This window comes from Paenibacillus sp. ICGEB2008, assembly GCF_000307675.1.
In the GTDB taxonomy this organism is placed as follows: domain Bacteria; phylum Bacillota; class Bacilli; order Paenibacillales; family Paenibacillaceae; genus Paenibacillus; species Paenibacillus polymyxa.
Window position 1 is genome coordinate 612064 of sequence record NZ_AMQU01000007.1, and the last position, 25138, is coordinate 637201.

The 25138-nt window shown below is 46.0% G+C and carries 22 protein-coding genes, 6 tRNA genes, 3 pseudogenes and 1 riboswitch; of the genes and pseudogenes, 21 read left to right on the top strand and 10 right to left on the bottom strand.

The genetic code is table 11. The annotated features are described in order from the left end of the window. Nucleotides 1-92 precede the first annotated feature (92 nt). Complete coding sequence (locus tag C400_RS0107405; RefSeq protein WP_017426518.1) at nucleotides 93-1037, bottom strand: sensor histidine kinase; 945 nt, start codon at nucleotides 1035-1037, stop codon at nucleotides 93-95. 1 nt (nucleotide 1038) lies between these two features. Further along, entirely contained in the window at nucleotides 1039-1746 is a 708-nt protein-coding gene (locus C400_RS0107410; protein WP_017426519.1) for a response regulator transcription factor, read from the bottom strand. Nucleotides 1747-2052: 306 nt separating this feature from the next. Here C400_RS0107410 and C400_RS0107415 point away from each other — a divergent pair, with 306 nt between their 5' ends. Both C400_RS0107415 and C400_RS0107420 read left to right on the top strand, forming a co-directional pair. Next, complete coding sequence (locus C400_RS0107415) at nucleotides 2053-2556, top strand: DUF6933 domain-containing protein (protein ID WP_017426520.1); 504 nt, start codon at nucleotides 2053-2055, stop codon at nucleotides 2554-2556. A 260-nt stretch (nucleotides 2557-2816) separates the two neighbouring features. Next, the gene (locus tag C400_RS0107420) at nucleotides 2817-4448 is read left to right on the top strand and encodes a formate--tetrahydrofolate ligase (RefSeq protein WP_017426521.1); all 1632 of its coding nucleotides are present in this window, start codon (nucleotides 2817-2819) and stop codon (nucleotides 4446-4448) included. A gap of 27 nt (nucleotides 4449-4475) precedes the next feature. Here the strand turns inward: C400_RS0107420 and C400_RS0107425 are convergent, their stop codons facing one another. Beyond that, on the bottom strand, nucleotides 4476-6197 hold the full coding sequence (locus C400_RS0107425) for an ABC transporter substrate-binding protein (protein ID WP_017426522.1): 1722 nt from the start codon (nucleotides 6195-6197) through the stop codon (nucleotides 4476-4478). 109 nt (nucleotides 6198-6306) lie between these two features. After that, the gene (locus C400_RS0107430) at nucleotides 6307-7278 is read right to left on the bottom strand and encodes an ABC transporter substrate-binding protein (protein ID WP_017426523.1); all 972 of its coding nucleotides are present in this window, start codon (nucleotides 7276-7278) and stop codon (nucleotides 6307-6309) included. A 234-nt stretch (nucleotides 7279-7512) separates the two neighbouring features. Here C400_RS0107430 and C400_RS0107435 point away from each other — a divergent pair. The 6 genes and pseudogenes from C400_RS0107435 (at nucleotide 7513) to C400_RS0107460 (ending at nucleotide 14333) form a co-directional block, all read left to right on the top strand. After that, nucleotides 7513-8146, top strand: a pseudogene (locus C400_RS0107435) (LysE family translocator). Between the two features lie 110 nt (nucleotides 8147-8256). Beyond that, nucleotides 8257-9534: an outer membrane lipoprotein-sorting protein gene (locus C400_RS0107440; protein WP_017426524.1), complete on the top strand. Its 1278-nt coding sequence runs from the start codon at nucleotides 8257-8259 to the stop codon at nucleotides 9532-9534. A gap of 267 nt (nucleotides 9535-9801) precedes the next feature. Beyond that, on the top strand, nucleotides 9802-10998 hold the full coding sequence (alr, locus tag C400_RS0107445) for an alanine racemase (RefSeq protein ID WP_026065391.1): 1197 nt from the start codon (nucleotides 9802-9804) through the stop codon (nucleotides 10996-10998). 293 nt (nucleotides 10999-11291) lie between these two features. After that, nucleotides 11292-11574, top strand: a pseudogene (locus C400_RS0107450) (CopG family ribbon-helix-helix protein). Nucleotides 11575-11580: 6 nt separating this feature from the next. Further along, nucleotides 11581-11932, top strand: a pseudogene (locus C400_RS0107455) (type II toxin-antitoxin system PemK/MazF family toxin). A 178-nt stretch (nucleotides 11933-12110) separates the two neighbouring features. Then, nucleotides 12111-14333, top strand: coding sequence for a Tex family protein (locus C400_RS0107460; RefSeq protein ID WP_017426526.1), 2223 nt, complete (start codon nucleotides 12111-12113; stop codon nucleotides 14331-14333). Nucleotides 14334-14436: 103 nt separating this feature from the next. Here the strand turns inward: C400_RS0107460 and cmpA are convergent, their stop codons facing one another. Continuing rightward, nucleotides 14437-14571 (bottom strand): cortex morphogenetic protein CmpA, encoded by a 135-nt coding sequence (gene cmpA / locus C400_RS26640; protein ID WP_016821163.1) that lies wholly within the window; start codon nucleotides 14569-14571, stop codon nucleotides 14437-14439. Between the two features lie 142 nt (nucleotides 14572-14713). On the opposite strand from cmpA, the gene C400_RS0107470 reads away from it, so the two are divergent. From C400_RS0107470 to C400_RS0107480, 3 genes are all read left to right on the top strand, one after another. Then, entirely contained in the window at nucleotides 14714-15226 is a 513-nt protein-coding gene (locus tag C400_RS0107470; RefSeq protein ID WP_016821162.1) for a SprT family protein, read from the top strand. A 44-nt stretch (nucleotides 15227-15270) separates the two neighbouring features. Then, a tRNA-Asn gene (locus tag C400_RS0107475) sits at nucleotides 15271-15346 on the top strand. A gap of 1 nt (nucleotide 15347) precedes the next feature. Next, nucleotides 15348-15436, top strand: a tRNA-Ser gene (locus tag C400_RS0107480). 168 nt (nucleotides 15437-15604) lie between these two features. Here C400_RS0107480 and C400_RS0107485 read toward each other — a convergent pair. Together C400_RS0107485 and C400_RS0107490 are read right to left on the bottom strand one after the other, a co-directional pair. Beyond that, on the bottom strand, nucleotides 15605-16480 hold the full coding sequence (locus C400_RS0107485; RefSeq protein ID WP_017426527.1) for a Cof-type HAD-IIB family hydrolase: 876 nt from the start codon (nucleotides 16478-16480) through the stop codon (nucleotides 15605-15607). A gap of 72 nt (nucleotides 16481-16552) precedes the next feature. After that, a complete protein-coding gene (locus C400_RS0107490) occupies nucleotides 16553-17314 on the bottom strand; it encodes a DeoR/GlpR family DNA-binding transcription regulator (RefSeq protein WP_017426528.1) in 762 nt (253 codons plus the stop codon). 246 nt (nucleotides 17315-17560) lie between these two features. Here C400_RS0107490 and C400_RS0107495 point away from each other — a divergent pair. The 6 genes from C400_RS0107495 (at nucleotide 17561) to C400_RS0107520 (ending at nucleotide 19545) form a co-directional block, all read left to right on the top strand. Then, nucleotides 17561-17632, top strand: a tRNA-Glu gene (locus C400_RS0107495). Between the two features lie 86 nt (nucleotides 17633-17718). After that, nucleotides 17719-17794: transfer RNA gene (locus tag C400_RS0107500), tRNA-Lys, on the top strand. A 15-nt stretch (nucleotides 17795-17809) separates the two neighbouring features. After that, a tRNA-Leu gene (locus tag C400_RS0107505) sits at nucleotides 17810-17892 on the top strand. Nucleotides 17893-18057: 165 nt separating this feature from the next. Then, on the top strand, nucleotides 18058-18513 hold the full coding sequence (locus C400_RS0107510; protein WP_017426529.1) for a MarR family winged helix-turn-helix transcriptional regulator: 456 nt from the start codon (nucleotides 18058-18060) through the stop codon (nucleotides 18511-18513). A gap of 186 nt (nucleotides 18514-18699) precedes the next feature. Further along, nucleotides 18700-19074 (top strand): helix-turn-helix domain-containing protein, encoded by a 375-nt coding sequence (locus tag C400_RS0107515; protein ID WP_016818372.1) that lies wholly within the window; start codon nucleotides 18700-18702, stop codon nucleotides 19072-19074. A gap of 87 nt (nucleotides 19075-19161) precedes the next feature. Then, entirely contained in the window at nucleotides 19162-19545 is a 384-nt protein-coding gene (locus tag C400_RS0107520; protein WP_016818371.1) for a helix-turn-helix domain-containing protein, read from the top strand. A 116-nt stretch (nucleotides 19546-19661) separates the two neighbouring features. On the opposite strand, the gene C400_RS0107525 is transcribed toward C400_RS0107520, so the two are convergent. Together C400_RS0107525 and C400_RS0107530 are read right to left on the bottom strand one after the other, a co-directional pair. After that, the gene (locus C400_RS0107525) at nucleotides 19662-19883 is read right to left on the bottom strand and encodes a Rha family transcriptional regulator (protein WP_013369935.1); all 222 of its coding nucleotides are present in this window, start codon (nucleotides 19881-19883) and stop codon (nucleotides 19662-19664) included. A gap of 285 nt (nucleotides 19884-20168) precedes the next feature. Then, on the bottom strand, nucleotides 20169-20906 hold the full coding sequence (locus C400_RS0107530) for an urease accessory protein UreF (RefSeq protein WP_017426530.1): 738 nt from the start codon (nucleotides 20904-20906) through the stop codon (nucleotides 20169-20171). A 262-nt stretch (nucleotides 20907-21168) separates the two neighbouring features. Between C400_RS0107530 and C400_RS0107535 the strand changes: the two genes are divergently transcribed. Next, nucleotides 21169-21251 (top strand) — tRNA-Leu (locus tag C400_RS0107535). Nucleotides 21252-21399: 148 nt separating this feature from the next. On the opposite strand, the gene C400_RS0107540 is transcribed toward C400_RS0107535, so the two are convergent. Beyond that, entirely contained in the window at nucleotides 21400-21885 is a 486-nt protein-coding gene (locus tag C400_RS0107540) for a glutathione peroxidase (protein ID WP_017426531.1), read from the bottom strand. Nucleotides 21886-22347: 462 nt separating this feature from the next. Further along, a riboswitch (cyclic di-AMP (ydaO/yuaA leader) is annotated at nucleotides 22348-22519 on the top strand. A gap of 113 nt (nucleotides 22520-22632) precedes the next feature. Here C400_RS0107540 and C400_RS0107545 point away from each other — a divergent pair. From C400_RS0107545 to kdpA, 3 genes are all read left to right on the top strand, one after another. Continuing rightward, the gene (locus C400_RS0107545) at nucleotides 22633-23028 is read left to right on the top strand and encodes a hypothetical protein (protein ID WP_016820703.1); all 396 of its coding nucleotides are present in this window, start codon (nucleotides 22633-22635) and stop codon (nucleotides 23026-23028) included. Between the two features lie 183 nt (nucleotides 23029-23211). Continuing rightward, nucleotides 23212-23289 carry a K(+)-transporting ATPase subunit F gene (kdpF, locus tag C400_RS28685; protein WP_080561203.1) on the top strand — a complete coding sequence of 26 codons (78 nt, stop codon included), beginning with the start codon at nucleotides 23212-23214 and terminating at the stop codon, nucleotides 23287-23289. 145 nt (nucleotides 23290-23434) lie between these two features. Then, nucleotides 23435-25111, top strand: coding sequence for a potassium-transporting ATPase subunit KdpA (gene kdpA, locus C400_RS0107555; RefSeq protein WP_017426532.1), 1677 nt, complete (start codon nucleotides 23435-23437; stop codon nucleotides 25109-25111). Nucleotides 25112-25138: the final 27 nt, after the last annotated feature.

Here is a 25138-nt window from a genome sequence, read left to right on the forward strand (position 1 = left end):
CCTTCGTGTGCTGTTGATAATTCAAGAATAAAGGGCGAAATGTTCATTTTTCTTTCGTAATCCTTACAAATTTATTAAGTTGAGCAGCTCGCTTAATAGTTGATCTTCTTCAAGGTAAAAGAGAAGACGGTCTGCTCATAAGGTTTGCTGGTCAATTGCATCTCTCCATTCATGCATTCAACCAGGCGCTTGGCAATCGTAAGACCCAGTCCACTGCCCTGTACCGCCTTATTACGGGAATCCTCAAGTGTGTACATGCGTTCAAAAACCTTATCCTGCTCCGGCTCCTGTATGCCTTTTCCACGATCCCACACTTCTATACGCACTGTATCCTGCTGTTCTGACAGCGTCAGGCCTAGCGTTCGACCCTCTGCCCCGTAGCGAATGGCATTTGAAATCAGATTGCTCAGCACCCGCCCAATGGCTCCTTCGTTCCCCAAGGCATAAATGGGATGCTCCGGAATGTCAATATGTACCGTAAAACCCTGAGCCGTCAGCAGATCATAAAACTCCAAAATGCTGCGTCTGCACAGTTCTCCTATCTCCAGTCGGGTCAGTGGAATATCCGTATCGTTGGCTTCCAGCTTCGCCAAACTAAAAAAACTTCCGATCAGCTCAATCGCTTCGCTTGTCTTTTGATGAATTCTGGATAGCAGCTTTATACGTTCTTCTGACGAAATATCTGGATCGCCATCCAGCATCTCGGCATAACCAAGCACAACGGTAAGCGGGGTCTTGAGATCGTGAGAAATATTTGAAATCATTTTGCGCATAGCGATTTGGCTCCGGTTGTAATCGGCTGATACCCTCAAATTTAAGTCTAGTAGCCGGTTGATCTCCGTCATGAGTCGCTGCAGTTCAACGTCACCTGTGACATATAGCAGCTTTTCCGCATGATTCACGGTCACGATCCGCTCAAGTAGGGTTCGGACATTCTTGATTTTGCGCTTATAGGCTACACGTTCCCGCCAAAGCCATATGATAACGACGGACATCATGAGGACGACAATCCATTCGAAAATGATTTCGATGCTCATATCAACCATTCTCCCATTTGTAGCCGATGCCCCACAGCGTCTTAATGTGGACAGGGTGAGAGGGATCTTCTTCAATTTTCTCACGTAGGCGGCGAATATGGACGTTAATCACATTCTCATCACCCATATAATCGTCTTTCCAAATAAATCCGTATAATTGAGCTTTCGTAAAAACCCGGTTCGGATTGGATGCAAACAGCTTCAGAATATCGGATTCTTTGGCTGTTAGCTGAATTTCATTTCCATCGCGTATGACTGTAAAATGATCAAAATCAATGCGCAAATTTCCATAGGTCAACACTTGTGCTTGCGGCTGTTCCTCCTGCTGTTGCAGACGAGCATAGGTAGTCGATCTGCGGATTGCGGATTGAATACGCGCCGTCATCTCAAGCATCGAAAAAGGTTTGGCAACATAATCATCTGCCCCGAAGCCCAGTCCAAGCGCTTTATCCACATCACTGTCCTTAGCCGACATAATCAAAATCGGCACGGCGCTGCGGGTACGAATTCGGCGGATTACCTCCATACCATCAACCTTTGGCATCATCAGATCCACGAGTACGAGGTCATAGTTATGCCGTTCAAAGGTATTAAGTCCTTCTTCTCCGTCATAGGCGGTGGTTAAATTGTAGCCCTCCTTGGTGAGTGCTTTGAGCAGCATTTCAGCAATGGATAGATCGTCTTCAATAAGTAAAATATGCTGTGACATAGGTGTGGAACACCCCTAATTTTTAGATTAAGCTCGTGTGACGAACTGTACCTGAATTATATAGAGCGGTGAAGGGGATTTCCATAAAAAATATCCACTAAGAAAACGAAAATGCCCTGGATTGTCCCGAAGGAGCTACGTTCAACAGTGTCAGGTAATTAATCATTCCCCTATTCTATACTGAAATAGTCTATAATCCGATGTTTGGAATACGGTGTTATAATTTCCGGGGCAAGCCTAGTGTGAGAGATTAGGGATGTCAGATCACGAGCTACGGTACAGAACCGTCAATAAAGGAGAGCAATGATGTTTGTTATACGGGGAACCCAAAAACTGCTGAAGGAATGGGAGACTGAACCACTTCAAGTTGATATTTATCCGCCTTTGAATAGTTGGCATGCCAGCTTGTTTTTACTGAACCGGAGAAAAAATATTGTGTTTATGCATGATATTTCCCGCTTAAGCGTCACGCTGTTTGGGATTAAAAAATCGCAGTACAAAAACCTGCCGTCTCTTTTTGTACAAACCTTGAAGGAATTAATGATCAGCGAAGGGTTTGATGAACAGATCGTTAAGGCATACATACAGGAAGGCGAGCAGATGCTGGCGACTACGACGAATAGACATAGTGTGATGGTAACCTTAGATGAGATTATATTTATTATGAAGGAACTGGACATGGAGCATGGGTGCGAGCTGGAAAAGAACCAGTGGAATAACCGGATTGTGTTCAAAACGGATCAATACAAGTACCCGATTGACGTTTTTAAAGAACTGCTGGAAAAGCATTATAAAGTGGAGAGTAGTTGAGAGTTTAATTGCTTACATATGGATGGTTTGTAGTCCCAAGCTGTCCTGATTTCTAAAGGATTTCTGCTGATTAGGACATGCCAAAAGAGTATCCTCAAAGTTCATGCAGGCAGGGGATGCTTTTTTTATAACTCACAGGATAGTCATGCTTGCGATGAAATGAATCATAGCGCAATAAACCGTACACTTTGGTAGAATAAAATGATAAAGGGTTCGACACCATGGGTCAGACTTATAAAACGGGGGGTACATAACGAAAGATGAAGAGGATTATTGATATAGCCAAAGAAGCAGGAATTGAAGAAGAGCATCTGGAGACGTATGGCAAATATAAAGCGAAGCTGAATCCATCTCTGTGGGAGGAACTGAAGGATCGCCCGAATGGAAAGCTGGTGCTGGTTACAGCGATGAATCCCACTCCGGCTGGAGAAGGAAAAACGCTGACAACCATCGGGCTGTCCCAGGCACTCAACGCGATGGGGCATAAAACCGTTGCTGCGCTGCGTGAGCCGTCCCTTGGACCTTGCTTTGGGATGAAAGGTGGAGCCACCGGGGGAGGACAGGCCCAGATTGTTCCGGCGGAAGACATTAATCTGCATTTTACAGGGGATATACATGCGATTTCGGCAGCACATAATTTGCTGGCAGCGATGATTGATAACCATTTGTTCCATGGAAATGCTTTGCGGCTGAAGCCAGACCGAATCGTGTGGAAACGGGCTGTCGATATGAATGACCGGAGCTTGCGAAGTATTGTGACTGGATTGGGAACGGGGAATGGAGCGGTAAGAGAAAGCGGCTTTCTGATTACCTCGGCATCGGAAGTCATGGCGGTGCTATGCTTAAGTGAAAATATGGACGATCTTAAAGTACGGTTGGGTCGGATGGTGATTGGATATAACGAATCCGGTGAAGCGGTAAAAGCAGAGGATCTGCACGCGGTGGAAGGAATGGCTGTGCTGCTTCGGGAAGCATTAAAGCCTAATCTAGTGCAGACGTTGGAAGGCACTCCGGTTATTGTGCATGGTGGACCTTTTGCTAATATTGCCCATGGATGTAGCAGTCTGATCGGTACAAAGCTGGCGTTGAAGCTGGGAGAGGTCGTCGTCACAGAGGCGGGATTTGGGGCTGAGCTGGGAGCGGAAAAGTTCTTTGACATCAAGTGCCGCCAGTCCGGCTTGCAGCCGGATGCGGCTGTGCTGGTTGTAACCGCCAAAGCGCTGAAATATAACGGCGGTGTAGCTAAACAGGAGCTGGATGCGGAAAATCTGGAGCAATTGCAACTCGGATTAGCCAATATGAGCCGGCATGTACGGAATTTGCAAAAGTTTGGTGTGCCTGTCTTGGTGGCGATTAACCATTTTGTAACAGATAGCGAAGCTGAGTTGGATTTGATTTTCTCAGAATGCCGCAAGCTGGGTGTACCCTCAGAGCTTTCACAAGTATGGGCGCAGGGAAGCCAAGGGGGAGAAAAATTGGCCCAAAGCCTGCTGAACTTACTTCAGAAGGATAAAGCCCATTTTGCGCCGCTATATGATCATACGCTTGATTTGCAAGCGAAAATTAGTGTCATTGCCAAGGAGATTTACGGTGCGGCAGAGGTGGCTTACACGCCTGCAGCCAAACGGGCGTTGGCTGGTATGGAGCAGCTTGGTTTTGGACAACTGCCTGTATGTATGGCCAAAACGCCGTATTCTTTCTCAGATCAACCTTCCTTGCTAGGTGCGCCGGAGGGGTTCACCATTCACGTGTCCAGCGTATCATTGTCCGCAGGCGCAGGCTTTGTAGTCGTGGAAACAGGTAATACCATGACGATGCCAGGATTGCCCAAATCTCCAGCAGCTGAGCATATGTCGCTGGAGGCAGATGGGACTATTCAAGGACTCATGTAGCTTTTGAAAAATAACAGCATTTCAGCATCAACGAACGAGCAGTTTGGGCAGTGCAGTGAGCAGCTTTTGCCGAGTCATAGCATCGCTCCAGTTCCAGCGGTCTGCTTCTACGAAATATACCTGGCCTTGACGCACAGCAGGGAGGCTATGCCAGAGAGGGCTGTTGAGCATGCATTCCAGCGTATGCTTGGAGTCTGGTGCCGTAGGGACGAGCATAAATATGCGATCGCCAGCGTAATCAGGCAATTCGTTTGGATTAATTTCTGCGAAGCCCAGTCCCTCATCAAGCATCTTTTGGATTGGCTCGACAGGCTGGAAGCCGTGCGGGTGGTAGAGGGCCGATGAGAATCCGGACATGCCCATGACAAAGAGCCGATCGCCATGGTCGTAGATAAAAACAGAGGCGGTTTCTCCGGCTGTGATATGCGTGCTGAGCTGCTGCCACATCGCCAGATTACGAGCGGTGAAGGTCGCTAACCAGCGTTCGGCCTCTTGTTCCTTATCGAGCCAGGCGCCAAGTGTACGCAGTCGTTCCTCCAGGGCGGCAAAGGAGTTGAAGGTGACGGTGGGCGCGATGCTTGCAATACGCTCATATTCCTGTTCATCCGAGTTGGCGATGATAATCAGATCAGGATCAAGAGCGCTGGTCAAGCGGGTATCCAGCGGAAGTCCCACGTCAGTTACGTTCTCAAGACGATGCTTATAGACGCTGTATTCACTGAGCCGCAGGCTTCCGCCTATGGCTGTGGCTCCTAACGCGAGCAAATCGCCCATCGTTTCTCCGTGATAGATGATGCGGCTCGCTCGACGAGGGATATGAATATGGTGGCCAGTCCAATCCTTAACGCACACAGAACCGGGAGTGGAAAGCGCATATTTACCCGGTGGAACCCCGGTCATTTGCCTAAAACGCCGATTAAAATAATATTCGTCAGAGAAACCCGCCTGACGGGCAATTTCACGTAAAGGCCGTTTGCATTCCAGCAGCAGCCGCTTGGCATGGTTCAAGCGCAGCTCAGTGAGGTAATGCAACGGCTTTTTGCCCGTTATTTTGCGAAACAGCTGGGAGTATTGCCATATGGAAACGTTGGCCTGTTCGGCAAGCTGCTTGACGGTAATAGGCTTTTCGTAGTGGTTTTCCATATATGCAAGGGTGCTTTCCACCGATGCAGGCAATGTCGGATTAAAGCCCTCGTTATGCTTAATAGGGACGTGGGCTTCCTGCCACAGTAAGAGCAGCTCTTGAAACATGATTTGCTGACGCAATGCAGTGGTTTGTCTATGAGGCTGTATTGTTTGTTGGGTGCTATAAAATAACTCTTCGGCCAACTGAATAGGCTTGAAGGAAGAGGAAACGATGTATTCACGCGGGTCTGGCAGGACAGATCCGTGATATATGGATGGCATGCCCGTTGCGTTTTCAACCAAGGTCGCGTCCGATTGTGGCTCCAACGGCATGGTAATGACCTTGAACGTGATTTTGTAGTATTCAGGAACAGTTCCATCCAAGGGAGCGATGCGATAGGATTCGCCAGGAGTTAACCAATACCCATGACCTGAATGGAATACATATTGTTCTTGACCCACATCCACCCTACCAGCCCCGCCGATGAACATAAGCAGACAGTGATCGGAATTTGATTGAGATATTTGTCCAACGGTAGGCTCACTAACCAACACAATTCCTTTAAAATGAAAAAGCAGTGTGTTGGGTGGAGGTGAATTTACAGACGACGAAGGCTGATTCACGGTGTAAAGCTCCTTTTACTGAGAATGGTTATCATATATGCATAAGTATACCTCCTTTAGGTTCAACAAAAAAGAAGCCTATCAACAAGGACGATAGGCTTCTCCAATCTTATTTTATGAGCTTGGGCATTTCCTCCAGCAACCATTCCCGAGTAGATGCATCACTTTCGGTTTTGCCAATGTCCTGCATGTACACATGTCCCTGCTTGACAGCAGGGAGCTGAAGCCACAGCTTGCTTTTCATTAATTGTTCGGTGGATTGCTGGGCTTCTGAACTTGGAGTGCTTAGTATGAAAATCCGATCTCCAGCGTATTGTCCGATTACTTCCTGTGATAATTGCACGAATCCTTTGTCCTCATCCAGCGCTTTCTGAATAAGAGGAGTAGGCTTGAGACCATTCTCTTCATATAATATCTGTGACAGGCCTGTCCGTGCCATGACGAACAAACGATCACCGGGATAGTAGGTAAAGACCGAAGCTGTTTCACCCGACTTAACACCTTGCGCATGAAGTTTGGTCCACATCTCTGCTTCCTTGATTTTATATTGGGCAAGCCAGTCCTCAGCAGCCTTTTTCTTGTTCACAATGTCTCCGAGATGTAGCAAACGATCGTTCAGTGGAGCGAAGGTATCGAACATAATTGTAGGTGCAATTTTCGTTAACGCTGCGTATTGTTTTTCATCCGTATCGGCGGTGATGATTAGGTCTGGTTGTAGAGCCAATGTTTTTTCTAAATCAATGGGAAATCCTAGGTCCGATACATTCTGAACTTTTTTCTCATATATCTTTCCCTCGATCATAGAAGTCGATGTACCAACAGCCTGTACGCCTAAAACCAATAGATCCCCATAGTTTTCTCCGAAGTAAGCAATGCGCTCAGGAGTCGTGGGAATGTTTACTGTATGACCCTTATAGTCTGTGTAGGCACGAGTTGTGGCAGCTTCCGAGGTTGTAGATGCTGTTGTGTTGCTGCTTGCAGTCTGCTTATCAGATGCGCCGCATCCTAGCAGCAATGCCCCCATAAGAGAGAATAGACAGATCAGAGCAGTGTATTGTCGAGTAGATTTTTTGTTGGTCATAGCAGCCTCCGTATAATATGATAGTTCATAAATTTGCGAATGAGAATTATTATCACAAAAGCAATGATAAGTGCTGGAACCTCAATACTCAATGGACAAACTTGGTCAATGAATCCGATTTTGTACAAAATAAGTCTCATGTGTTTTAAGCTCATACAGGCTTCAACATTTTATTGATTTGTCATTTTTTATAATATAGAATAACGTTTTTATACATTTGAAAGGGGTTTTGAAATGGCATTGTTTATTACATATGTTTTACTAGGTTTCTCCATAGCATTACCTGTAGGTACCATTACGGTTGAAATGACGAAGCAAGGGCTAAAGAATGGATTTATGCATGGATGGATTGTGGGGCTCGGGGGGGATGACCATCGATTTGTTATTAATCATTGGTTTATATTTTGGTCTGGCCTCTGTTCTGTCCTTACCTGTTGTACAGGTGATCATGTGGCTCGTTGGAGCCATATTTCTGTGCTACGTGGGGTACGACAGCATTAAAAATGCGGATCATGATATTGCACTAGAAGGAGAGAAAAAGACGAAATCATTATTTTCTTCCTATAAAAATGGGCTGCTTGTAGCTGTTTCACCAGGGAATTTAGTGTTCTGGGTAAGTGTTTTTGGGACTGTGCTGGCAAGTTCATTTGATCGGTCAAATACAAGTCAATTTTTGATTGTTGGCTTAGGTATTTTGTTTGGTATTCTTATTCATGATTTAGGTTTGATGACCCTCGTAGCGACAACACGAAAAGCCATGAACCGAACCGCCATCAAGTGGGTTACAATCTGTGCCGGTGTGGTTTTGATTGGTTTTTCAGTTTATTTCTTGTATGAATTTATGATCAGTCTCCAAAAGATTTTATAGCATGACACAAGGATACGCTCAAGCTTGTCATGCCAGTCTGCATAAATCGAACAAGTCCTTCATAGACATGTACTAATTCATTTAAAACATGTGCTGAAGGGGTTGATGACATGCGCCGGATTTCATGGATGCTTGCCATGGTCATGTGTGTAACGTTGCTGCTGGCCGGGTGCGGCAAGAAGAGCGCAGACGATGTGGTTAAAGATTTGAGTGACGTGGTGAGCGACCTGAACAGCTACCACGGTACAGCTTTGATGACGCTGCATACCGGCGACACGCCGCAGGAATACAAGGTGGATATTTCCTATCGCAAGCCGTCCTATTACCGAATTGCCATGACGAACGAGAAAAAAGATGTTACGCAAATTGTGCTTCGTAATGATGAGGGTGTATTTGTACTGACCCCCAGCCTGAACAAAAGCTTCCGTTTCAAGAGCGACTGGCCAAACAATCAGGGTCAGGTATATTTATATGAGACGCTGGTTCGCAGCATTATCGGTGATGCTTCCCGTCAGTTGGCTACCGACGATAAATCCTATGTGTTTGATGTGGCCGCGAACTACAATAGCCATGCGCTGGTAAGGCAAAAGATTTGGCTATCCAAAAACAACTATGCCCCTACTCAGGTACAAGTATCTGATGCGAATGCCAAGGTGGTTGTCGATCTGAAATTCGATCAATTTGCTTTTGATACGAAGTTTGACAAGGATTCCTTTGATATGGAGCGGAATATGGCTTCCGGAAAAACGAATGCAGGTAACGAGGGATCGCCATCTTCAGGGGCAGTGGATTCCAGCGGTCCGCTTGATACGACCGGTACGTTAGAAGGGACGACTGGCGTGACGTCCAGTGAAGCCGGACAAGAGCAGGGAACCGTAGGGGGCGATGTCCAGCAACCGTCTGGTGAAGCAAAGAGCGACGGAGCTGTCACTGGCGATACGTCCAAGCCGCAAGCAGCAGCTAACGCAGAGGAGCAGCAACAGACACCGGGCACAGCGGATGCTGCAACTGGAACGTCAGCGGGAACGGATGCCGCAGAAGCTGTGTTGGGTGAGTTCGGCTTGATTGAACCGTCCTACACGCCAGCCGGAGTACAAATCAAGGATACGCCGGAGCTGGAGGATAATGGTACACATGCAGTGATGCTGCGGTACAGCGGAACGTATAACTATACCATTGTGGAGGCGCGTCCAAAAGATCGGGCGGTCGCATTGACGGCAGGCGAACTGGTTGATATTGGAGGAAGTTTTGCCGTGCTGACAGGAAGTGAACAGCAGACGATGACCTGGATGAATGATGGAATAGAGTTCAGAATCACCAGTGCTGACTTGCCTGTGAGCGAAATGATACAAATTGCCGCTTCTATACAGGAACAATCGGGTAAATAAAATTTTATAGACGGATGCAGACGGTCTAGAGTGTAAAATGCTCTGCTACCGCCCGTATCCGTCTTTTGTTCATTCGCAGTCTAAGATGTGCATCGCTTGTATATCTTGTTCTATTGTAAAGATGGTAGAGGAGGCTGGCAGAGCCCCCTGCCATTGACAGCCACGTCTCTGAACATTACCATTAACCTTTGGAAGCAAGGATTTTGCTATATCCAAAATGGTAAAAGGTTACGTTACAGGCTAACAATTGAAGAAGGTGACTGGATTTTGCAAGCACAATACAGATCGACCCGGGCCGAAATCAACCTGGATCACCTTGGCGCCAACTATGAGGCCTTTCGCAAGGCATTGCCTGCGGATAAGCTGATGCTGGTCTGTGTCAAGGCTAATGCCTACGGTCACGGTGCCGTAGAAATTTCAAAGGAAATGGAACGCCTTGGTGCGGATTATTTGAGCGTCGCTTTTCTGGATGAGGCTCTGGAGCTTCGTCATGCGGGGGTTGGACTGCCGATCCTTGTACTCGGCTATACCTCACCTGAAGCTGTCCAAACAGCTTGGGAGCATGATATCTCATTGACTGTGTTTAGTGAGGAAGTGCTGGAGGGTATCTGCAGATTGGATCGCCAAGGAAGCGAACGCAAGCTGAAGGTGCACATCAAAATAGACAGCGGTATGGGAAGACTCGGTTTGCTGCCTGGAGAAACGGCTTTGGCTTTTGTCCGGCAGGTTCACGAATTAGAGCAGGTGCTGCTGGAAGGCATGTACACCCATTTTGCCCGTGCGGATGAAGAAGATAAAAGCTATACACTGCTACAATATGATCGGTTTCGGGGCGTGGCGGATGCGCTAAGGGAACAAGGTATTTCTATTCCCATTATACATACGGGCAACAGCGCGGCCACCATTGATACCCCTTCCCTTTCCCCCAATATGGTGCGGATTGGCATCAGTATATACGGTCTGTATCCGTCTGATGAGGTTAACCGGCAAGTCATTGAACTGTTGCCTGTATTGTCATTAAAGACGGCGGTGGTTTATACCAAGACGCTTCCTCCCGGCTGGGGGGTTAGCTACGGCACCCGGTATGTAACCTCTGATGAAGAGCGGATCGGCACACTGCCAATTGGTTATGCGGATGGATACTCCCGCATGCTAAGTGGGAAGGTCGAAGTGTTGATACGCGGTCGTCGCGTCCCTGTACTCGGTACGATCTGCATGGACCAGTGTATGGTATCCTTACAATCTTTCGCAGAGGATGCGGAAGAAATCCAAACCGGCGAAGAGGTTGTTCTCATCGGCCAGCAGTCCGGCGAAATCATTGCGGCGGATGAGCTGGCATCCAAGCTTGGTACAATCCACTACGAGGTGATCTGCATGATCGCAGACAGGGTACCGCGTGTTTACATGCGAGATCATGTTCCTGTCGTTCGGGTGAACTCGCTTCTTCCAACCCGCTGGAATTAATTTCATAACGCAAATTACCGGATAAAAGCAGGAGTTTTCGTAGAACGTCCCGAAATATGTACAAAGGAAAGAAAAGAGCGCTATAACTGTCAAAAGACGCACTAGGCTCCGCTGACACTTGTATTTCGGGGATCAAACGCCTGTACGAAAACGAACTGCGTAGTTTATAATGGAATGCAGCATAGATGATATACGCATATCATATACATTCTCTTATATTCCGTTTGAATAAATTACCGGGAATAACGTTATAATGGTACAATGGCGACAAGGTTTTGGGGGTGGAAGAGAAGTTGGCCAATTTGCAGAACACCAAAAGAATAATGATCAGTTTGCCAGATCATCTCTTGCAGGAAGTGGACGGGATCGTAGCTATGGAGAATTCCAACCGCAGTGAATTTATCAGGCAGGCAATGAAGCTTTATGTAGGTGAACGTAAAAAAACGTTACATTCGTGAAGCTATGCAGCGTGGATACATGGAAATGGCTAAAATTAACCTGACCATGGCATCTGAAGCCTTTCACGCGGAGGAAGATGCAAACAGCACCTTGGGCCGTACAGTTAGCGGGGTGTAATCCATATTGATCGTAAAGCGCGGCGACGTTTTTTTTTGCAGACCTTTCACCCGTAGTCGGTTCCGAGCAAGGTGGCGTCAGACCTGTGCTGATCATTCAAAATGATATCGGCAACCGGTTTAGCCCTACCGTGATCGTAGCAGCCATCACAGCACAGATTCAGAAGGCAAAGCTGCCTACACACGTGGAAATCGACGCGGCGACGCATGGCTTTGATCGTGATTCTGTTGTTCTTCTGGAGCAAATCCGGACGATCGACAAGCAAAGGCTTACCGACAAAATCACCCATTTGGATGAAGAAACCATGCGCAAAGTGAGCGATTCGCTACAGATCAGTCTCGGTTTGATTGATTTTTAGTATGATGGAACGACGAGTGAAACGGGAAAGGACAGCGCTCTAGCGCTGTCCTTTTGCATGTCCGAAGAAAAATACAGGTAGGGCTTGCTTTTACGTCACCTGCTGGCGCTTTGAATCATTTTTTGTGATAATAAAAGACATGATGTATGACAAGAGCTGTGAGGAAGAAGGGATAGGTTTGTCTAACGAGGAAATGAAGACGGAAATTGGGCAGGAGCCGAACGAAGCAGAACGCCAAGAACGGATTGTCAAACAAGTGGCGAGAGAGCTGTCGCTGGCACTCAAGCAAATCCGGACAACGATCAGTTTATTGGATGAAGGAAATACAATTCCTTTTATCGCGCGTTATCGTAAGGAAATGACAGGAGAGCTGGATGAAAATCAGCTGCGTGAAATTGAAGATCGTGTGCTGTATTTACGTAATCTGGAGGATCGTAAGGTAGAGGTCATCCGCATTATTGATGAACAGGGCAAGCTGACTGAAGAGCTGCAGGCTGCTATCACCTCTGCGGTTAAACTTCAGGAAGTGGAAGATCTATACCGTCCATATCGGCAAAAGCGCAAGACTCGCGCCAGTGTGGCAAAGGAACGGGGGTTGGAGCCGCTATCCATCTGGATTTGGGGTCAGCCGAAGCAGGGTGATGTTTTGAAAGAAGCTGAATCCTATGTGAATGCTGAGCTGGGAGTCGAAACCCCTGAGGCAGCTATCCAAGGAGCTATGGATATTTTGGCCGAAAATATAGCTGATGATGCGGCTATTCGCCAATGGGTGCGCCGTTATACACTGGATCATGGAATGCTGACCTCTGAAGCGAAGGATACCGAGCAAGAGTCTGTGTATGAGAATTACTACAGCTATCGTGAGCTGGCTAAGAAAATGCCACCTCACCGTATTCTGGCGATTAATCGCGGAGAGCGGGAGGGCATTCTCAAGGTTGGTTTGGAGGTAGCACCGGATTCCATCTACAATTATGTGGCAGGTCAAGTGATTAAAGGATCGTCTGTGGTGGAAGACCTGCTACGCAGTGTCATTGAGGATGCGTATAAAAGACTTATCGCGCCATCTATCGAACGTGAAGTGCGCGCTGAAATGACAGAGAAGGGCGAACAGCAGGCCATCTCTATCTTTGCAGGCAATTTGCGCAGCCTGTTGCTACAGGCTCCGATCAAGGGGCGTCGTGTGCTTGGAGTCGATCCGGCCTATCGGACAGGCTGCAAGCTGGCAGTTGTCGATGACACAGGCAAGCTGCTGGAAGTGGCTGTGACATATCCAACACCGCCGAACAACAAGAAACGTGAGGCTGCCGAAACGTTCAAGCAGCTGATTGCTAAATACGACATCGAGTTGATTGTCATTGGTAACGGAACCGCATCACGCGAGACAGAGCAATTCGTAGCCGAAGTTATCGCGGATATTGGTGACAACAGCCTCGCGTATCTGATCGTCAATGAGGCAGGTGCGAGCGTATACTCTGCCTCCAAGCTGGCACAGGAAGAATTTCCTGATTTGGACGTAGCTGAGCGCAGTGCGGCGTCCATCGCGCGTCGTGTGCAGGACCCGCTGGCTGAGCTGGTCAAAATTGAGCCGAAGGCCATTGGTGTAGGTCAATACCAGCATGATGTGTCGCAGAAACATCTGGATGAGAGCTTGAAGGACGTTGTGGAATCGGCTGTTAACCACGTCGGTGTGGATGTGAACACGGCTTCCTCGGCGCTGTTGTCCTACGTAGCAGGGATCAACGCTACTATTGCTAAAAACATCGTGAAGTATCGTGAGGAAAACGGTAAATTCAGCAACCGTCGTCAGTTGCAGAAGGTGCCGCGACTTGGCGCAAAAACCTACGAGCAATCCGTTGGCTTTATCCGTATACCGGGTGGAGAAAATCCACTGGATCGCACACCGATTCACCCTGAATCGTATGCTGTCGTAGACCGTCTGTTGGCGGAGCTAGGTATCAGTGCCCATGATCTGGGTTCGAAAGTTGCAACAGAAGCGCTGAATGTGTCTAATATTGATCAGCTGGCTGCGAAGCTGGAAGTTGGTGTACCAACATTGCGGGATATTTTGGACAGCCTCCAGCGACCAGGTCGTGACCCGCGCGACGAGTTGCCATTGCCTGTATTCCGCAAGGATGTGTTGAAGATCGAGGATCTGGCACCGGGTATGGAACTTCAGGGAACGGTCCGCAATGTCATTGATTTCGGTGCATTTGTGGATATCGGTATTAAAAGTGACGGGTTGGTTCATATTTCACAGCTGCGCAGTGGTTTTGTTAAGCATCCGATGGATGTTGTATCTGTTGGTGATAACGTAACCGTGTGGGTGTTGAATGTTGATTTGAAAAAAGGCAGGGTAGGTCTGACTATGAAACCTCCCGCAGATGCGCAGTCACAGGCATAGTGCTTTAAATAAAGCTGTATAACCTTTTGTGAGAGTAAAAAAAGCCGGAATCTCCGAATCATATTGGAGACTCCGGTTTTTCATTTCTGGAACTTTTCTGCTTCTACCCGTTGTTGGCGTCAAATTCTATACCAGGTGCTTTATGATAAAAAAACCAACAATCGTTCAACAGTTTAATTTGGCGTCGGTCCTTCTTGTAAAAGGCCCGCATGAGCTGGTTGCTGAGCCATTGAGGCAAGCCGATCTCCTCCTCTGCGTTACATCTGTATGTTTAGCATATGGGGTGGATACCTAAAGTGTGCTTATGAACCAGGGTTAGACTTCGGCCGTCATTTTATAATATGCTTGTCAGTATGAAGCAAAGGAGGGAAACCATAAGGATGGAGTCCAAGTCTCTGAGCAATTCAATGAACCCTTCCATGAGTAATAAAGAACTTCAAGAATGGGTAGAGCGCATCTCGCTGGAGAGCTTTGGCGTGCCGTTTCAACATCAAGCCACCTTTAATGCGCGCCTGTCTTCTACAGGCGGTCGATATTTTATGAAAAGTCACCATATTGAAATTAATCCACATCAACTCGCAGCTTATGGGCGTTCTGAGGTGGAAAAAATTATAAAGCATGAGCTGTGCCATTATCATCTACATCTGCGCGGAATGGGCTACCAGCATCGTGATGCTGATTTCAAAGCATGGCTGGCTCGCGTAGGAGGAAGCAGGCATTGTCAGACCCTACCGGGAAGAGTGGGAAGAAAGCCTCAGCCTTATCGTTACAAGCTTGTGTGTGTTTCCTGTCAACAGGAGTATATGCGTAAGCGTAAAATGAATCCACAGCGATATCGCTGTGGGAAATGTGGAGGTAAACTTCGCTTGTTGGCACTTGACGAGGCCCCCTGATTCATGGTAAATTAACCATACTGTATGATAATCTACAGTAATATTCCCTGATAGCTCAGTTGGTAGAGCACTCGACTGTTAATCGAGTTGTCACAGGTTCGAGTCCTGTTCGGGGAGCCATGGAGAGATACCCAAGTGGCTATAAGGGGACCCTCTGCTAAGGGGTTAGACTGCGTAAGCGGTGCGAGGGTTCGAATCCCTCTCTCTCCGTTGGTATTTCAAACAGAAAAGGACGCTCGTATGCATGGTAACCATGCTTGCGAGCGTCTTTTTCGTCTAGATCTGCTTTTTAAGAATTGTTATATGTAAGACGGACATGTTGCGTACAGCATGAAACAGCGTTAGCCTGAGTTGTACGCAGTACGCAACTAATCCCTTCTATTTTACAGTGTCAGCCTCGACGGTGTTGAGGAGGTTCAACAGAGCATGAGCAACGCCATCTTCCACATTGGTCAGGGTAACTTCAGAGCAGACAGCCTTAATGTCGTCATTTGCATTGCCCATGGCAATACCTCTTCCGGCCGTCGTCAGCATGGAAATATCGTTATAGCTGTCACCGATCGCTACGGCTTCCTGCATTGGGATGTTCAGATAATTCGCGAGATAAAGCAATGCATTACCTTTAGACGCATCCTTATGCTCGACTTCAAAGTTGCGATCTGAGGAGATGACCATGTTTAGACCTTGAAAATCTCGGTAACGTTTACGCCCCCGTTCCAATTTGGCATGATCAAAGGAGAAACAGAGCACATTATATATCTCTACATCCAGTGGAATCTGCTCATATGAAGCGATGCGGGTATGCCCGGTCTGTTCATATTGTTTTTCAGCTGCATGTAATAAAGTATCCAGCGAAATATCTGGGTTGGCGCTCAGCAAGCGGTCCATTTCAACAGCAAGTAGCTGATGCCCCTTTTGTGGAGAATAAATAGCCCGGTCTGTCATGACCTCATAGTAGAAGTCGTTACCCTCAAGCCAGCTCAGCACTTCAAATGTTTCGCTCCGGCCCATAGGAGTAGAGGTTAGCTGGCGCCGATGCACATCGTGCACAGTGGCGCCGTTTGCCCCGATGACGGGAGTAACCAGCTCTGCTTCCTCTAGCTTTGTCCAGGCATCATAAGCGGCTCTGCCAGTGGCAATCGTCACTTGAACACCTTGCTGCTGTGCCTTGCGGATTGCCTCTGCGTTGGCTTTGCTTATTTTTCCTTCCTCGTTCAATAGCGTTCCATCCATATCAATTGCAAACAGTTTCATTTCTCTCCAGCTCCTGTCTTCTGATATCTCTGTTATACATATTGCGTCTAGTTAGAGCGATTGGCTTCAAGTTTATGAGGGGACAACAACTTCGATATCATGGTGTTGCAAAATTTCCAGCATCGCCGGTTCTGGTAAGCGATCGGTGATCACGATATTAACCTCAGACAAATCAGCAAAACGATACGGGAAATTGATTCCGAATTTCGAATGGTCCGCAAGGATGATCACCTGATCTGCCTGTTTCATCATCTGATGCTTCAGCATACCGTCTTCTTCATGAATCAGGCTTAGTCCGTGAGCTGATATGCCTCCAATCCCGATAAAAGCTTTGTCTACAAAATAGTGAGACAAAGTGGCGATTACGGACGAACCGTATACATATCGGTGTTCTTTTTGGAGGCGGCCCCCCAATAGATGAATGGAGACACCGTCTTTTCCAGATAGTACGTCAGCCTGATTGATTGAATTGGTGATAACCGAACATTCCTGCACATTCAGTCTTTCTGCACACGCCTGTACGGTGGTAGAGGAATCCAATATAATACGATCCCTATCTCGTACCATACTGGCAGCCAATTGTCCGATCACTTGTTTCTCCTCAGATACAGTAAGCAGTCTTTCGTTATAATTTCCAATTGGATCGTGATGCAGTTTAGGGAGAAGGGCACCGCCGCGGGTACGAATAATTTTTTGGTGCTCCTCAAGTTTTACCAGGTCTCGGCGGGCCGTATCCCGTGAAACATTAAAAATTTCGCAAATATCATCCACCGAAATACGCTTGTGAAGCTGTAAGTAATCAACGATTTTTAACATTCGTTCTTCCTGATACATAGAAAGCTCCTCTAATATATAATCATTTCGGTATCTCGTAAGTGATTATAAGTAAATATAAGTGATTTTGCAATCATTTATCGTGATTTTTCAGGGTTTAGATGATAATAAATAAGTTAATGTAAGTAAATATGCATTTTACAATTATATAAAATAGCTTTTTTGAAAATTTTAAAAATAAGTATTGCCATTTACTATTCTATTTGATATACTCTTTCTTGTCGCCAAGTTGGTGTACATTCATAAGGCCCGTTGGTCAAGGGGTTAAGACACCTCCCTTTCACGGAGGTAACAGGGGTTCGAATCCCCTACGGGTCATTGTTGTCTTTACAGACTACATGTTGCATGCTTAAGGGGAATTCCTGAGGTCTGATCTAATGGCGGACAGCTAGGATGAACAGCATGAGCCATTAGCTCAGTTGGTAGAGCACCTGACTTTTAATCAGGGTGTCGAAGGTTCGAGTCCTTCATGGCTCACCATTTATATTTTGTTATGCGGTCGTGGTGGAATGGCAGACACGCTATCTTGAGGGGGTAGTGAGCGTACGCTCGTGGAGGTTCGAGTCCTCTCGACCGCATCAATGGAATAAACGGAAAAGTCTCTCGCGTTAGAGGCTTTTTTTATTTGTGCATGGATGCAATTAAACAATGATTATGATGAAATAATGATTCCATAGTATAATATAACGCCATAATGTTATAGAATAATAAATATATAAACTTATGAAGTGACGGTGAAAAATATGGACACTCAACTGTTAGGAAATATATCAGAAAATATTTTGGGCTTGTTTCCGATTGTGAAGAAGAAATTTTTCACCTACGGTCCGCTTGATTTTCCGTTGCATTTGTCACCTAATAACTTTCAGGTACTCTTGCTTCTGCGTGAAGTGCGTTCGTCTACGGTATCCGATTTGTCCAAACAACTAAATGTCTCTCGTCCAAACATGACTCCTCTTCTGGATAAGCTGGTGGAGCATGGGTTGGCTGACCGTCAATCGTGCGACTCGGATCGTAGAGTCGTGAACGTAGCCATTACAGAAGAAGGCGACGCTTTTTGTGAACAGGTGTTTCATACCTTCTCTAATAAAATTCAAGAGAGACTGGTGTATCTGCCGGAAGAAGATTTATTGCACTTAAGTGAAACGTTGAACGAATTGAAGCGGATTTTACTTAAAATCGACAACTCTGCTACGTGATTGGCGTAAGCGAACTGACTTAAAGACCGCCCTTTCTTCGGAAAACAGGCGGTTTTTGTTGCATATTGTGGTATAATGAAAACCAACATACATAATTCGGTAATTTTAGCACACGCGATCTTTGAAAAGGGAACAAGGGACATGATATCGTTATTTGGAGAGCCTGCTAGGGAGGAAGGAACTTCTATGCAATCTATTTACCAACGCATTGAGGAGCTCATTAAGGAACGAGGTATGACCAAAAAGGCGTTTTGCCAGCAGTTGGGCATTAGTACAGGGAACTTTGGAGATTGGAAAAGAGGAAAAACGACACCAGGCACGAATAAACTCATAGAAATCGCTTCTTTTTTTGACGCTAGTCTGGATTGGATTATGCTGGGTCGAGACGTGCAGAGTAAGGTGCTGAAGGAGTCGCAGGACCCTTATTTTTTTGGAGCTTCAGGGCAACTGAATTGCCAGGGGGGATCGCTAAGTGAGGCGGAAAGAGATTTTATACTTGAGTATATTGAATTTACCCGCTTTCGTAAAGAGAAAAACCAGCCCAATTCAACTACTGATTAATGTTTGCTGTGGGATTTGATAAGGACATTCTAATGTGTACAATTGAAAATTAATTAGAAAAAGCTACAGTGTCGGAGGGGAAACGTTGTGGGAGATCAAACTATTTATCAGCGGATTGAAGCTTTAATTAAGGATCGAGGAATGACCAAGAAGGCATTTTGTGAAAAGCTTAAAATTAGCTCAGGGAATCTCGGTGATTGGAGAAGGGGAAAAACAACGCCAGGTACCGCCCATTTGATTCAGATTTCGGACTTTTTTAATGTATCGCTCGACTGGTTGATGAAAGGGATTAAGCCAGGGGAAGGCGTGCTTCAGGAGCAGAAGGCTGCTTATTTTTTTGGGGTGATGGGGCCACTGAATTGCCAGGCTGAAGATCTTGAGACAGAAGAACAGAACTTTATTTTAGAATACGTTGAATTTGCGAAGTACCGTAAGCAAAAAAGAGAGAAGGACAAAACAAAACTTGAATAATCTATGGCTAAACGCCTGGGTGATAACCCGTAAAACGAACTGAGGGTTCGGTTTACGGGTTTATTTGGTTTCCTGATAATATGGCGACGCGATGGATGCTGAAATGCTTGTTGGATTTAGTGTGGTGTTGCCTCCTTATAATCGTTATCGTCGATATTCAGAATTGCAGCAACTTGTTTTCTGTACCTTTGTGCTTTGCGGGTGCCGTGAATCAGATTGGACAAGCGTGAAGGCGGAATATTATGTGTCTCGCAAAATGTTTTCTGATCCAGCCGAAGCTCGACAAGCCTTTGTTTGATGGCCCACCCGAAGGAGGTGACAGGCATTTTGTTGTTCAAGAGAAATCGCCCCTTACGGATTCTTACGGAATAATTGGTGTGATATAATAATCATCAGTAAACATGTTAGAATTAACCATCTAAAACTATGATACACTTTTATACGTGTTTATACAATCTTAAATACGGCATTTCGTTAAAATAATTACTTAATTAAGTGCAAAAAGTGAAAATAATCCGACTATGGTCTGTTATTGGTGTGAATTTGGGATACATGAAATACTCTGCCGCTTGAGAAAAGGGCAGAGTATTTTTATTGTGACTGCTAGATTGGTAAACGACGCATCAGAGGGATGCTGGAAGGCGTTTAAATAGGACGGAGGAGGAAAAGGGTCTGGATGCATTCAATTGGCTGCTATGGCTCATATAGGGTGGCTGAGTGATGTAGGAGCTGGTCCGATGGCTGTGGAAAAGATGGCGCTGATATGAGCTTGGCGTAGGTTTGTTAATCGTCTTCCAGGTGGTAAGCAACTCGCTGGTCATATGATCGATAAGAGGACTTTTTTCCTCATAAGGAGGATTGAGTAGTCTGAAGGCATCTTCGATACAGAAGGATACCGCTGTGGCAAAATAGCCGTGAATGGTCTGTTCTATATCGCTTCCGAGGAGGGAGTTAATCCAAGTGTGGACAGTAGCGAGTGTGCCAATTGCATTGTATTGAGTGAGTGTGTCTTCCAGTTGGTCAAATGCGAGCCAAGGATAAAGAGCCTTGGTGAGCTTGAGCAGTCGCTGGCCAGAAAGTCGCGACTCTTTTACATGCTGCGAGGAAGGATGTTGGGCGTGCAGCATTTTATCAATAAGGGCGATCCGCCAACCGTCATTCTGCTGGATGGCTGCATACAGACTTTTAATGGCCATGCCGTCAAGGGTTGTGATTTGAGGATACCAATCGTCTCGCATGTAATGTTTCAGATCCTGTAGACTGTTCAGGTGTCCAGCGCGGAAACGCTCCTCCAATCCGTAGAAACGGGTGAAACCACCAATAGGTAGGGAAGGGTCCAACAATAATGCGTAGTTTAGCAACCGGTTACCTTTATACAGGACGGTTCGCCTCCTTGAAGTGAATATTTGTGTGATGTTATTTGACTCAAATCTTATTTTTATAATAATAATTCAAATATTTATGTAATATATATTTACACTTCGAACTCAATTATGTCAAATTAAATAATTTTATTGCTTATATATGTTATGTAAAGTTACATTAAAATAATTATAATATTCTTGTTTACAAATTGTTGCTGAGAGAGTATAATAAATCTGTTGCCTCAATACATTATGACATGCGGTCGTGGTGGAATGGCAGACACGCTATCTTGAGGGGGTAGTGGGCGTACGCCCGTGGAGGTTCGAGTCCTCTCGACCGCATTATATGCAGTACCCAGTTGAAAAAGCATCCTGACACGTTTTACGTGAAGGGATGCTTTTTTGTTAAATACTTTTCGTCATATCCTCCCGTCACAGAAGCGGTCGTATGGACAACGGACCGCTCGTTGACTGTAGTGCATAAAGATTGTCAGTTTTTCTGCAAAAGCTTCTTAATATCTCCTACAAGCTTGTCTGGAGTGGTTTGCGGCGCATAACGCTTAAATACGTTACCTTCTCGTGTAATTAAAAATTTAGTAAAATTCCATTTGATCGCTTTGGAGCCTAATACGCCTGGAGCAGTGTGGGTCAGGTAGTGAAATAGAGGATGTGCCTGATCACCGTTAACATTTGTCTTGGCGAACATGGGAAAGGTCACTCCGTAATTGAGTTGGCAAAACCCGGAGATCTCCTCGCTGGAACCCGGCTCTTGTTTGGCGAACTGGTTGCTGGGAAATCCCAAAATTTCGAGCCCCTGTTCATGATACTGGTCATATAGCTCTTGTAGCGCCTTGTACTGGGGGGTTAACCCACATTTGCTGGCAGTATTCACGATAAGAAGAACTTTCCCTTCGTATGTGGATAACGGAATTTGTGCCCCTTGTAGGGTCTGTGCATCATATTTATATACGCTCATGATATCCCTCCTAATTCAATATTCTACAATTAAATTGTGAACAATTCAACAAGGGGTTGCAAGTCCAGAAGAGTCTACAAACATTGTGCATTGTAAAATCGTCTTTTGTTCAAAACGGTAAATCGCACTTCAAATGGAGCAAATTGAGGTGTTTCTTCTCATAAAAAAGGCTTCATTCGATAATTATCTAGTACATATAGCGCATTTTCTTTCTTTTTTATAATAAAGGGCAACCGTACCATACCCTACGCCAATATTGACATGCCTTTCATTTTCAAAAAGGGGTGAAATACAGAGTTTTAGAGAGATACGAGAAGCATAGGTTGGTTGTAAGCGTTATCCTTAATCTTCTATGCTCTAAAGGGTGATTTATAGCCTTGCCGTTGAGCTTTACAGTCTTCCTTGCACGGGTGTATGATTCAAGACGTAATTTCAAATTAACAACAATGAAGCAACAACGAATTGTCTAAAGCGCTGAATTTTGCAGTTGCAAAAGCGGGGGAACCAACGAGTATATACGGCTTTGCAAGCCGTGTGTCTCATGGGGTGAATTTTCCGGCCAAGTGCCGTAAATAGGGCGACTCTCACGTCCGAATCCGACAGCTAACCTCGTAAGCGTACAGGGAGAGGCAACAAACCGCCGTGTGCAGCCATGGTTTATTTTATCATGGAATGTATGAAGCCGGAGGAAGCCTTTTTCCTTCGGCTTCTTTTTGTTGTCTTTTTATACCGGGAGAGGAGCTACTGATGGAAGGTCGGTTAATTATTGTCACTGCACCGAATGAAGCGGGCAGAAGTTTTGTGAAATTGCTTATGTTCAAAAAATTGGCGTTTGCAGTTCTCACAAATAGCACCCAGGAGGAACGACAACTCAAAAAAATGGGTGTGGAGCACATTGTGCGCATCAATACGATGCAAGCGGGAAAATGGAATTTTCCTAAAAAAGAAATTGGTAGTGTGTATTTGTTCGAAAACAGCTTGAATCTAACTTGCCGTTTCCTGCAAATATGTCGGCCACTAACATCAGAATTGATCTATGTTATTACGCACGGCTGTAATCCACAAGGAATTTATCGGGGATTGGGAGCGGACCATGTGATCTACACATTGAACGGAGAGGTGGGTTTCCTGCTGAACGGATAAGCACTTATAACATAGCTGGTTTATGATTTTATGATGGAATCAAAAGGGCAATCTGAAAAGCGATACGGAGGGTATGAACATGATGGATTTATACATGCTGCTCGTAATGGCTGTGAGTTATGGAGTGATACTGCTGTTTGTACGCTGGTGTGATGCGCAGACCTCAAAAGGAGGGCGAAGAGGATGATCGTTGTGCTAGGACTTACGGCTATTGTGTTCGTGTATTTAATCTACGCACTCCTGAATCCTGAAAAATTCTAGTCAACTATAGGATCGAGCAGGCGGGAACAGCAGATCAAGAATGCAGCATCAGAGATGCAGATTTTCGCAAACGTGTGCACTCAATGGATGGTCTGAATCAGGTCTGTTGTTCCAAATGCAGGAGCATTTTAAGGAGGAATAGAGGATGGAGCTACTGCAAATTGGGATTGTGATCATCATATTGTTGCTCTTGGTAAAGCCGATGGGCACCTATATGTATCACGTATTCTCGAATGAACCGAATCGGACGGATCGTATTTTTGGTGGAACGGAAAAGCTGATTTATAAGGCTGTAGGCTTGAAGAAACAGGACAGCATGCGCTGGACCACGTATGCTATGAGTTTCATTGCAACCAATGTGGTGCTTGTGGGGATCAGCTACCTGCTATTGCGCTTGCAGGCTATACTTCCGGGCAATCCGGTTGGGAACAGTAATATGGAAGCATCATTGGCCTTTAATACAGTAATCAGCTTTATGACCAATACGAATCTCCAACATTACAGCGGAGAAAGCGGGCTTACGTATCTGACACAGATGGCGTTCGTCACGATGATGATGTTTACTTCGGCTGCTTCGGGGTTTTCGGTTGCTGCGGCTTTTATGAGGGGATTGACGCGGCGCGGTGAAGGGCTGGGTAATTTTTTTCAAGATTTTATTAAAGCCAACATACGGATTTTCCTACCGCTTGCCTTTGTACTTACGCTGGTGCTGGTGGGATTAAAAGTACCACAGACGCTACAGTCCACGGCGGATATTACGACTTTAAGTGGTACACAGCAGCAGATTGCTATGGGACCCATTGCCTCATTGGAATCCATCAAGCATTTGGGCACGAACGGGGGCGGTTTTGCGGGAGCTAATTCTGCGCATCCTTTTGAGAATCCAAGTCCTTGGACGAACGTACTGGAAATTTTGGCAATGTGGGTAATGCCGGCTTCGCTGCCGTATACATTTGGATTGTTTGCCCGTAATCGCAAGCAGGGCTGGATTATTTTCAGCTCGATGATGGTCTTGTTCCTTATTTTTCTAACCATAACGTATGTGTCGGAGAAAACAGGTAATCCGTTAATTCAGGCACTGGGTATGGATGCATCTCAGGGAAGCATGGAAGGGAAAGAGGTTCGTTTCGGCATTGGACAATCGGCATTATTCACTGCGGTCACAACGGCGGCAACGACAGGTTCGGTCAATAATATGCATGATACATTGACCCCGCTAGGTGGTATGGCTGCTTTGGGAGAAATGATGCTAAACGTCATTTTTGGCGGCAAGGGCGTCGGGCTGATGAATATGCTGATGTATGCGATTCTGGGAGTGTTTATATGCGGACTGATGGTCGGAAGAACCCCGGAATTTATGGGTAGGAAAATTGAAGGCAAGGAAATGAAGCTGATTGCAATTGCCATTTTGGTACATCCGTTTCTTATTCTTGCTCCCACTGCGCTTGCGTTTATGAGTCATTGGGGATATGATGCGGTCTCTAACCCCGGATATCACGGGTTGACTCAGGTGCTCTATGAATATGCATCATCTGCGGCAAATAACGGCTCGGGATTTGAAGGTCTTTCGGATAACAACGTGTTTTGGAATGTTACAACAGGTGCGGTTATGTTCTTTGGACGATATGTATCCATGATTGCATTGCTGGCTGTGGCGGCTTCGTTGAATGCCAAAGCGCCGACCCCGGTGACGATGGGTACACTGCGCACGGACAACAAGCTGTTTGGAGCCATCCTAATCGGAGTGGTCCTGTTGATTGGTGCGTTAACCTTTTTGCCGGTGATCGTACTGGGTCCTGTAGCTGAATTTTTGACCATGTGATGAAGAATGAGCATAGAAGGAAAATGA

Bases quoted from the DNA above. Each gene is read 5' to 3' on its own strand.
- C400_RS0107440 (WP_017426524.1), top strand. From the start codon at position 8,257: ATGCGCCGGATTTCATGGATGCTTGCCATGGTCATGTGTGTAACGTTG.
- C400_RS0107545 (WP_016820703.1), top strand. From the start codon at position 22,633: ATGGAAGGTCGGTTAATTATTGTCACTGCACCGAATGAAGCGGGCAGA.
- C400_RS0107415 (WP_017426520.1), top strand. From the start codon at position 2,053: ATGTTTGTTATACGGGGAACCCAAAAACTGCTGAAGGAATGGGAGACT.
- C400_RS0107410 (WP_017426519.1), bottom strand. From the start codon at position 1,746: ATGTCACAGCATATTTTACTTATTGAAGACGATCTATCCATTGCTGAA.
- C400_RS0107430 (WP_017426523.1), bottom strand. From the start codon at position 7,278: ATGACCAACAAAAAATCTACTCGACAATACACTGCTCTGATCTGTCTA.
- C400_RS0107540 (WP_017426531.1), bottom strand. From the start codon at position 21,885: ATGAGCGTATATAAATATGATGCACAGACCCTACAAGGGGCACAAATT.
- kdpA (WP_017426532.1), top strand. From the start codon at position 23,435: ATGGAGCTACTGCAAATTGGGATTGTGATCATCATATTGTTGCTCTTG.
- C400_RS0107405 (WP_017426518.1), bottom strand. From the start codon at position 1,037: ATGAGCATCGAAATCATTTTCGAATGGATTGTCGTCCTCATGATGTCC.
- C400_RS0107515 (WP_016818372.1), top strand. From the start codon at position 18,700: ATGCAATCTATTTACCAACGCATTGAGGAGCTCATTAAGGAACGAGGT.
- C400_RS0107485 (WP_017426527.1), bottom strand. From the start codon at position 16,480: ATGAAACTGTTTGCAATTGATATGGATGGAACGCTATTGAACGAGGAA.
- C400_RS0107420 (WP_017426521.1), top strand. From the start codon at position 2,817: ATGAAGAGGATTATTGATATAGCCAAAGAAGCAGGAATTGAAGAAGAG.
- kdpF (WP_080561203.1), top strand. From the start codon at position 23,212: ATGATCGTTGTGCTAGGACTTACGGCTATTGTGTTCGTGTATTTAATC.
- C400_RS0107510 (WP_017426529.1), top strand. From the start codon at position 18,058: ATGGACACTCAACTGTTAGGAAATATATCAGAAAATATTTTGGGCTTG.
- C400_RS0107490 (WP_017426528.1), bottom strand. From the start codon at position 17,314: ATGTATCAGGAAGAACGAATGTTAAAAATCGTTGATTACTTACAGCTT.
- C400_RS0107470 (WP_016821162.1), top strand. From the start codon at position 14,714: ATGGAGTCCAAGTCTCTGAGCAATTCAATGAACCCTTCCATGAGTAAT.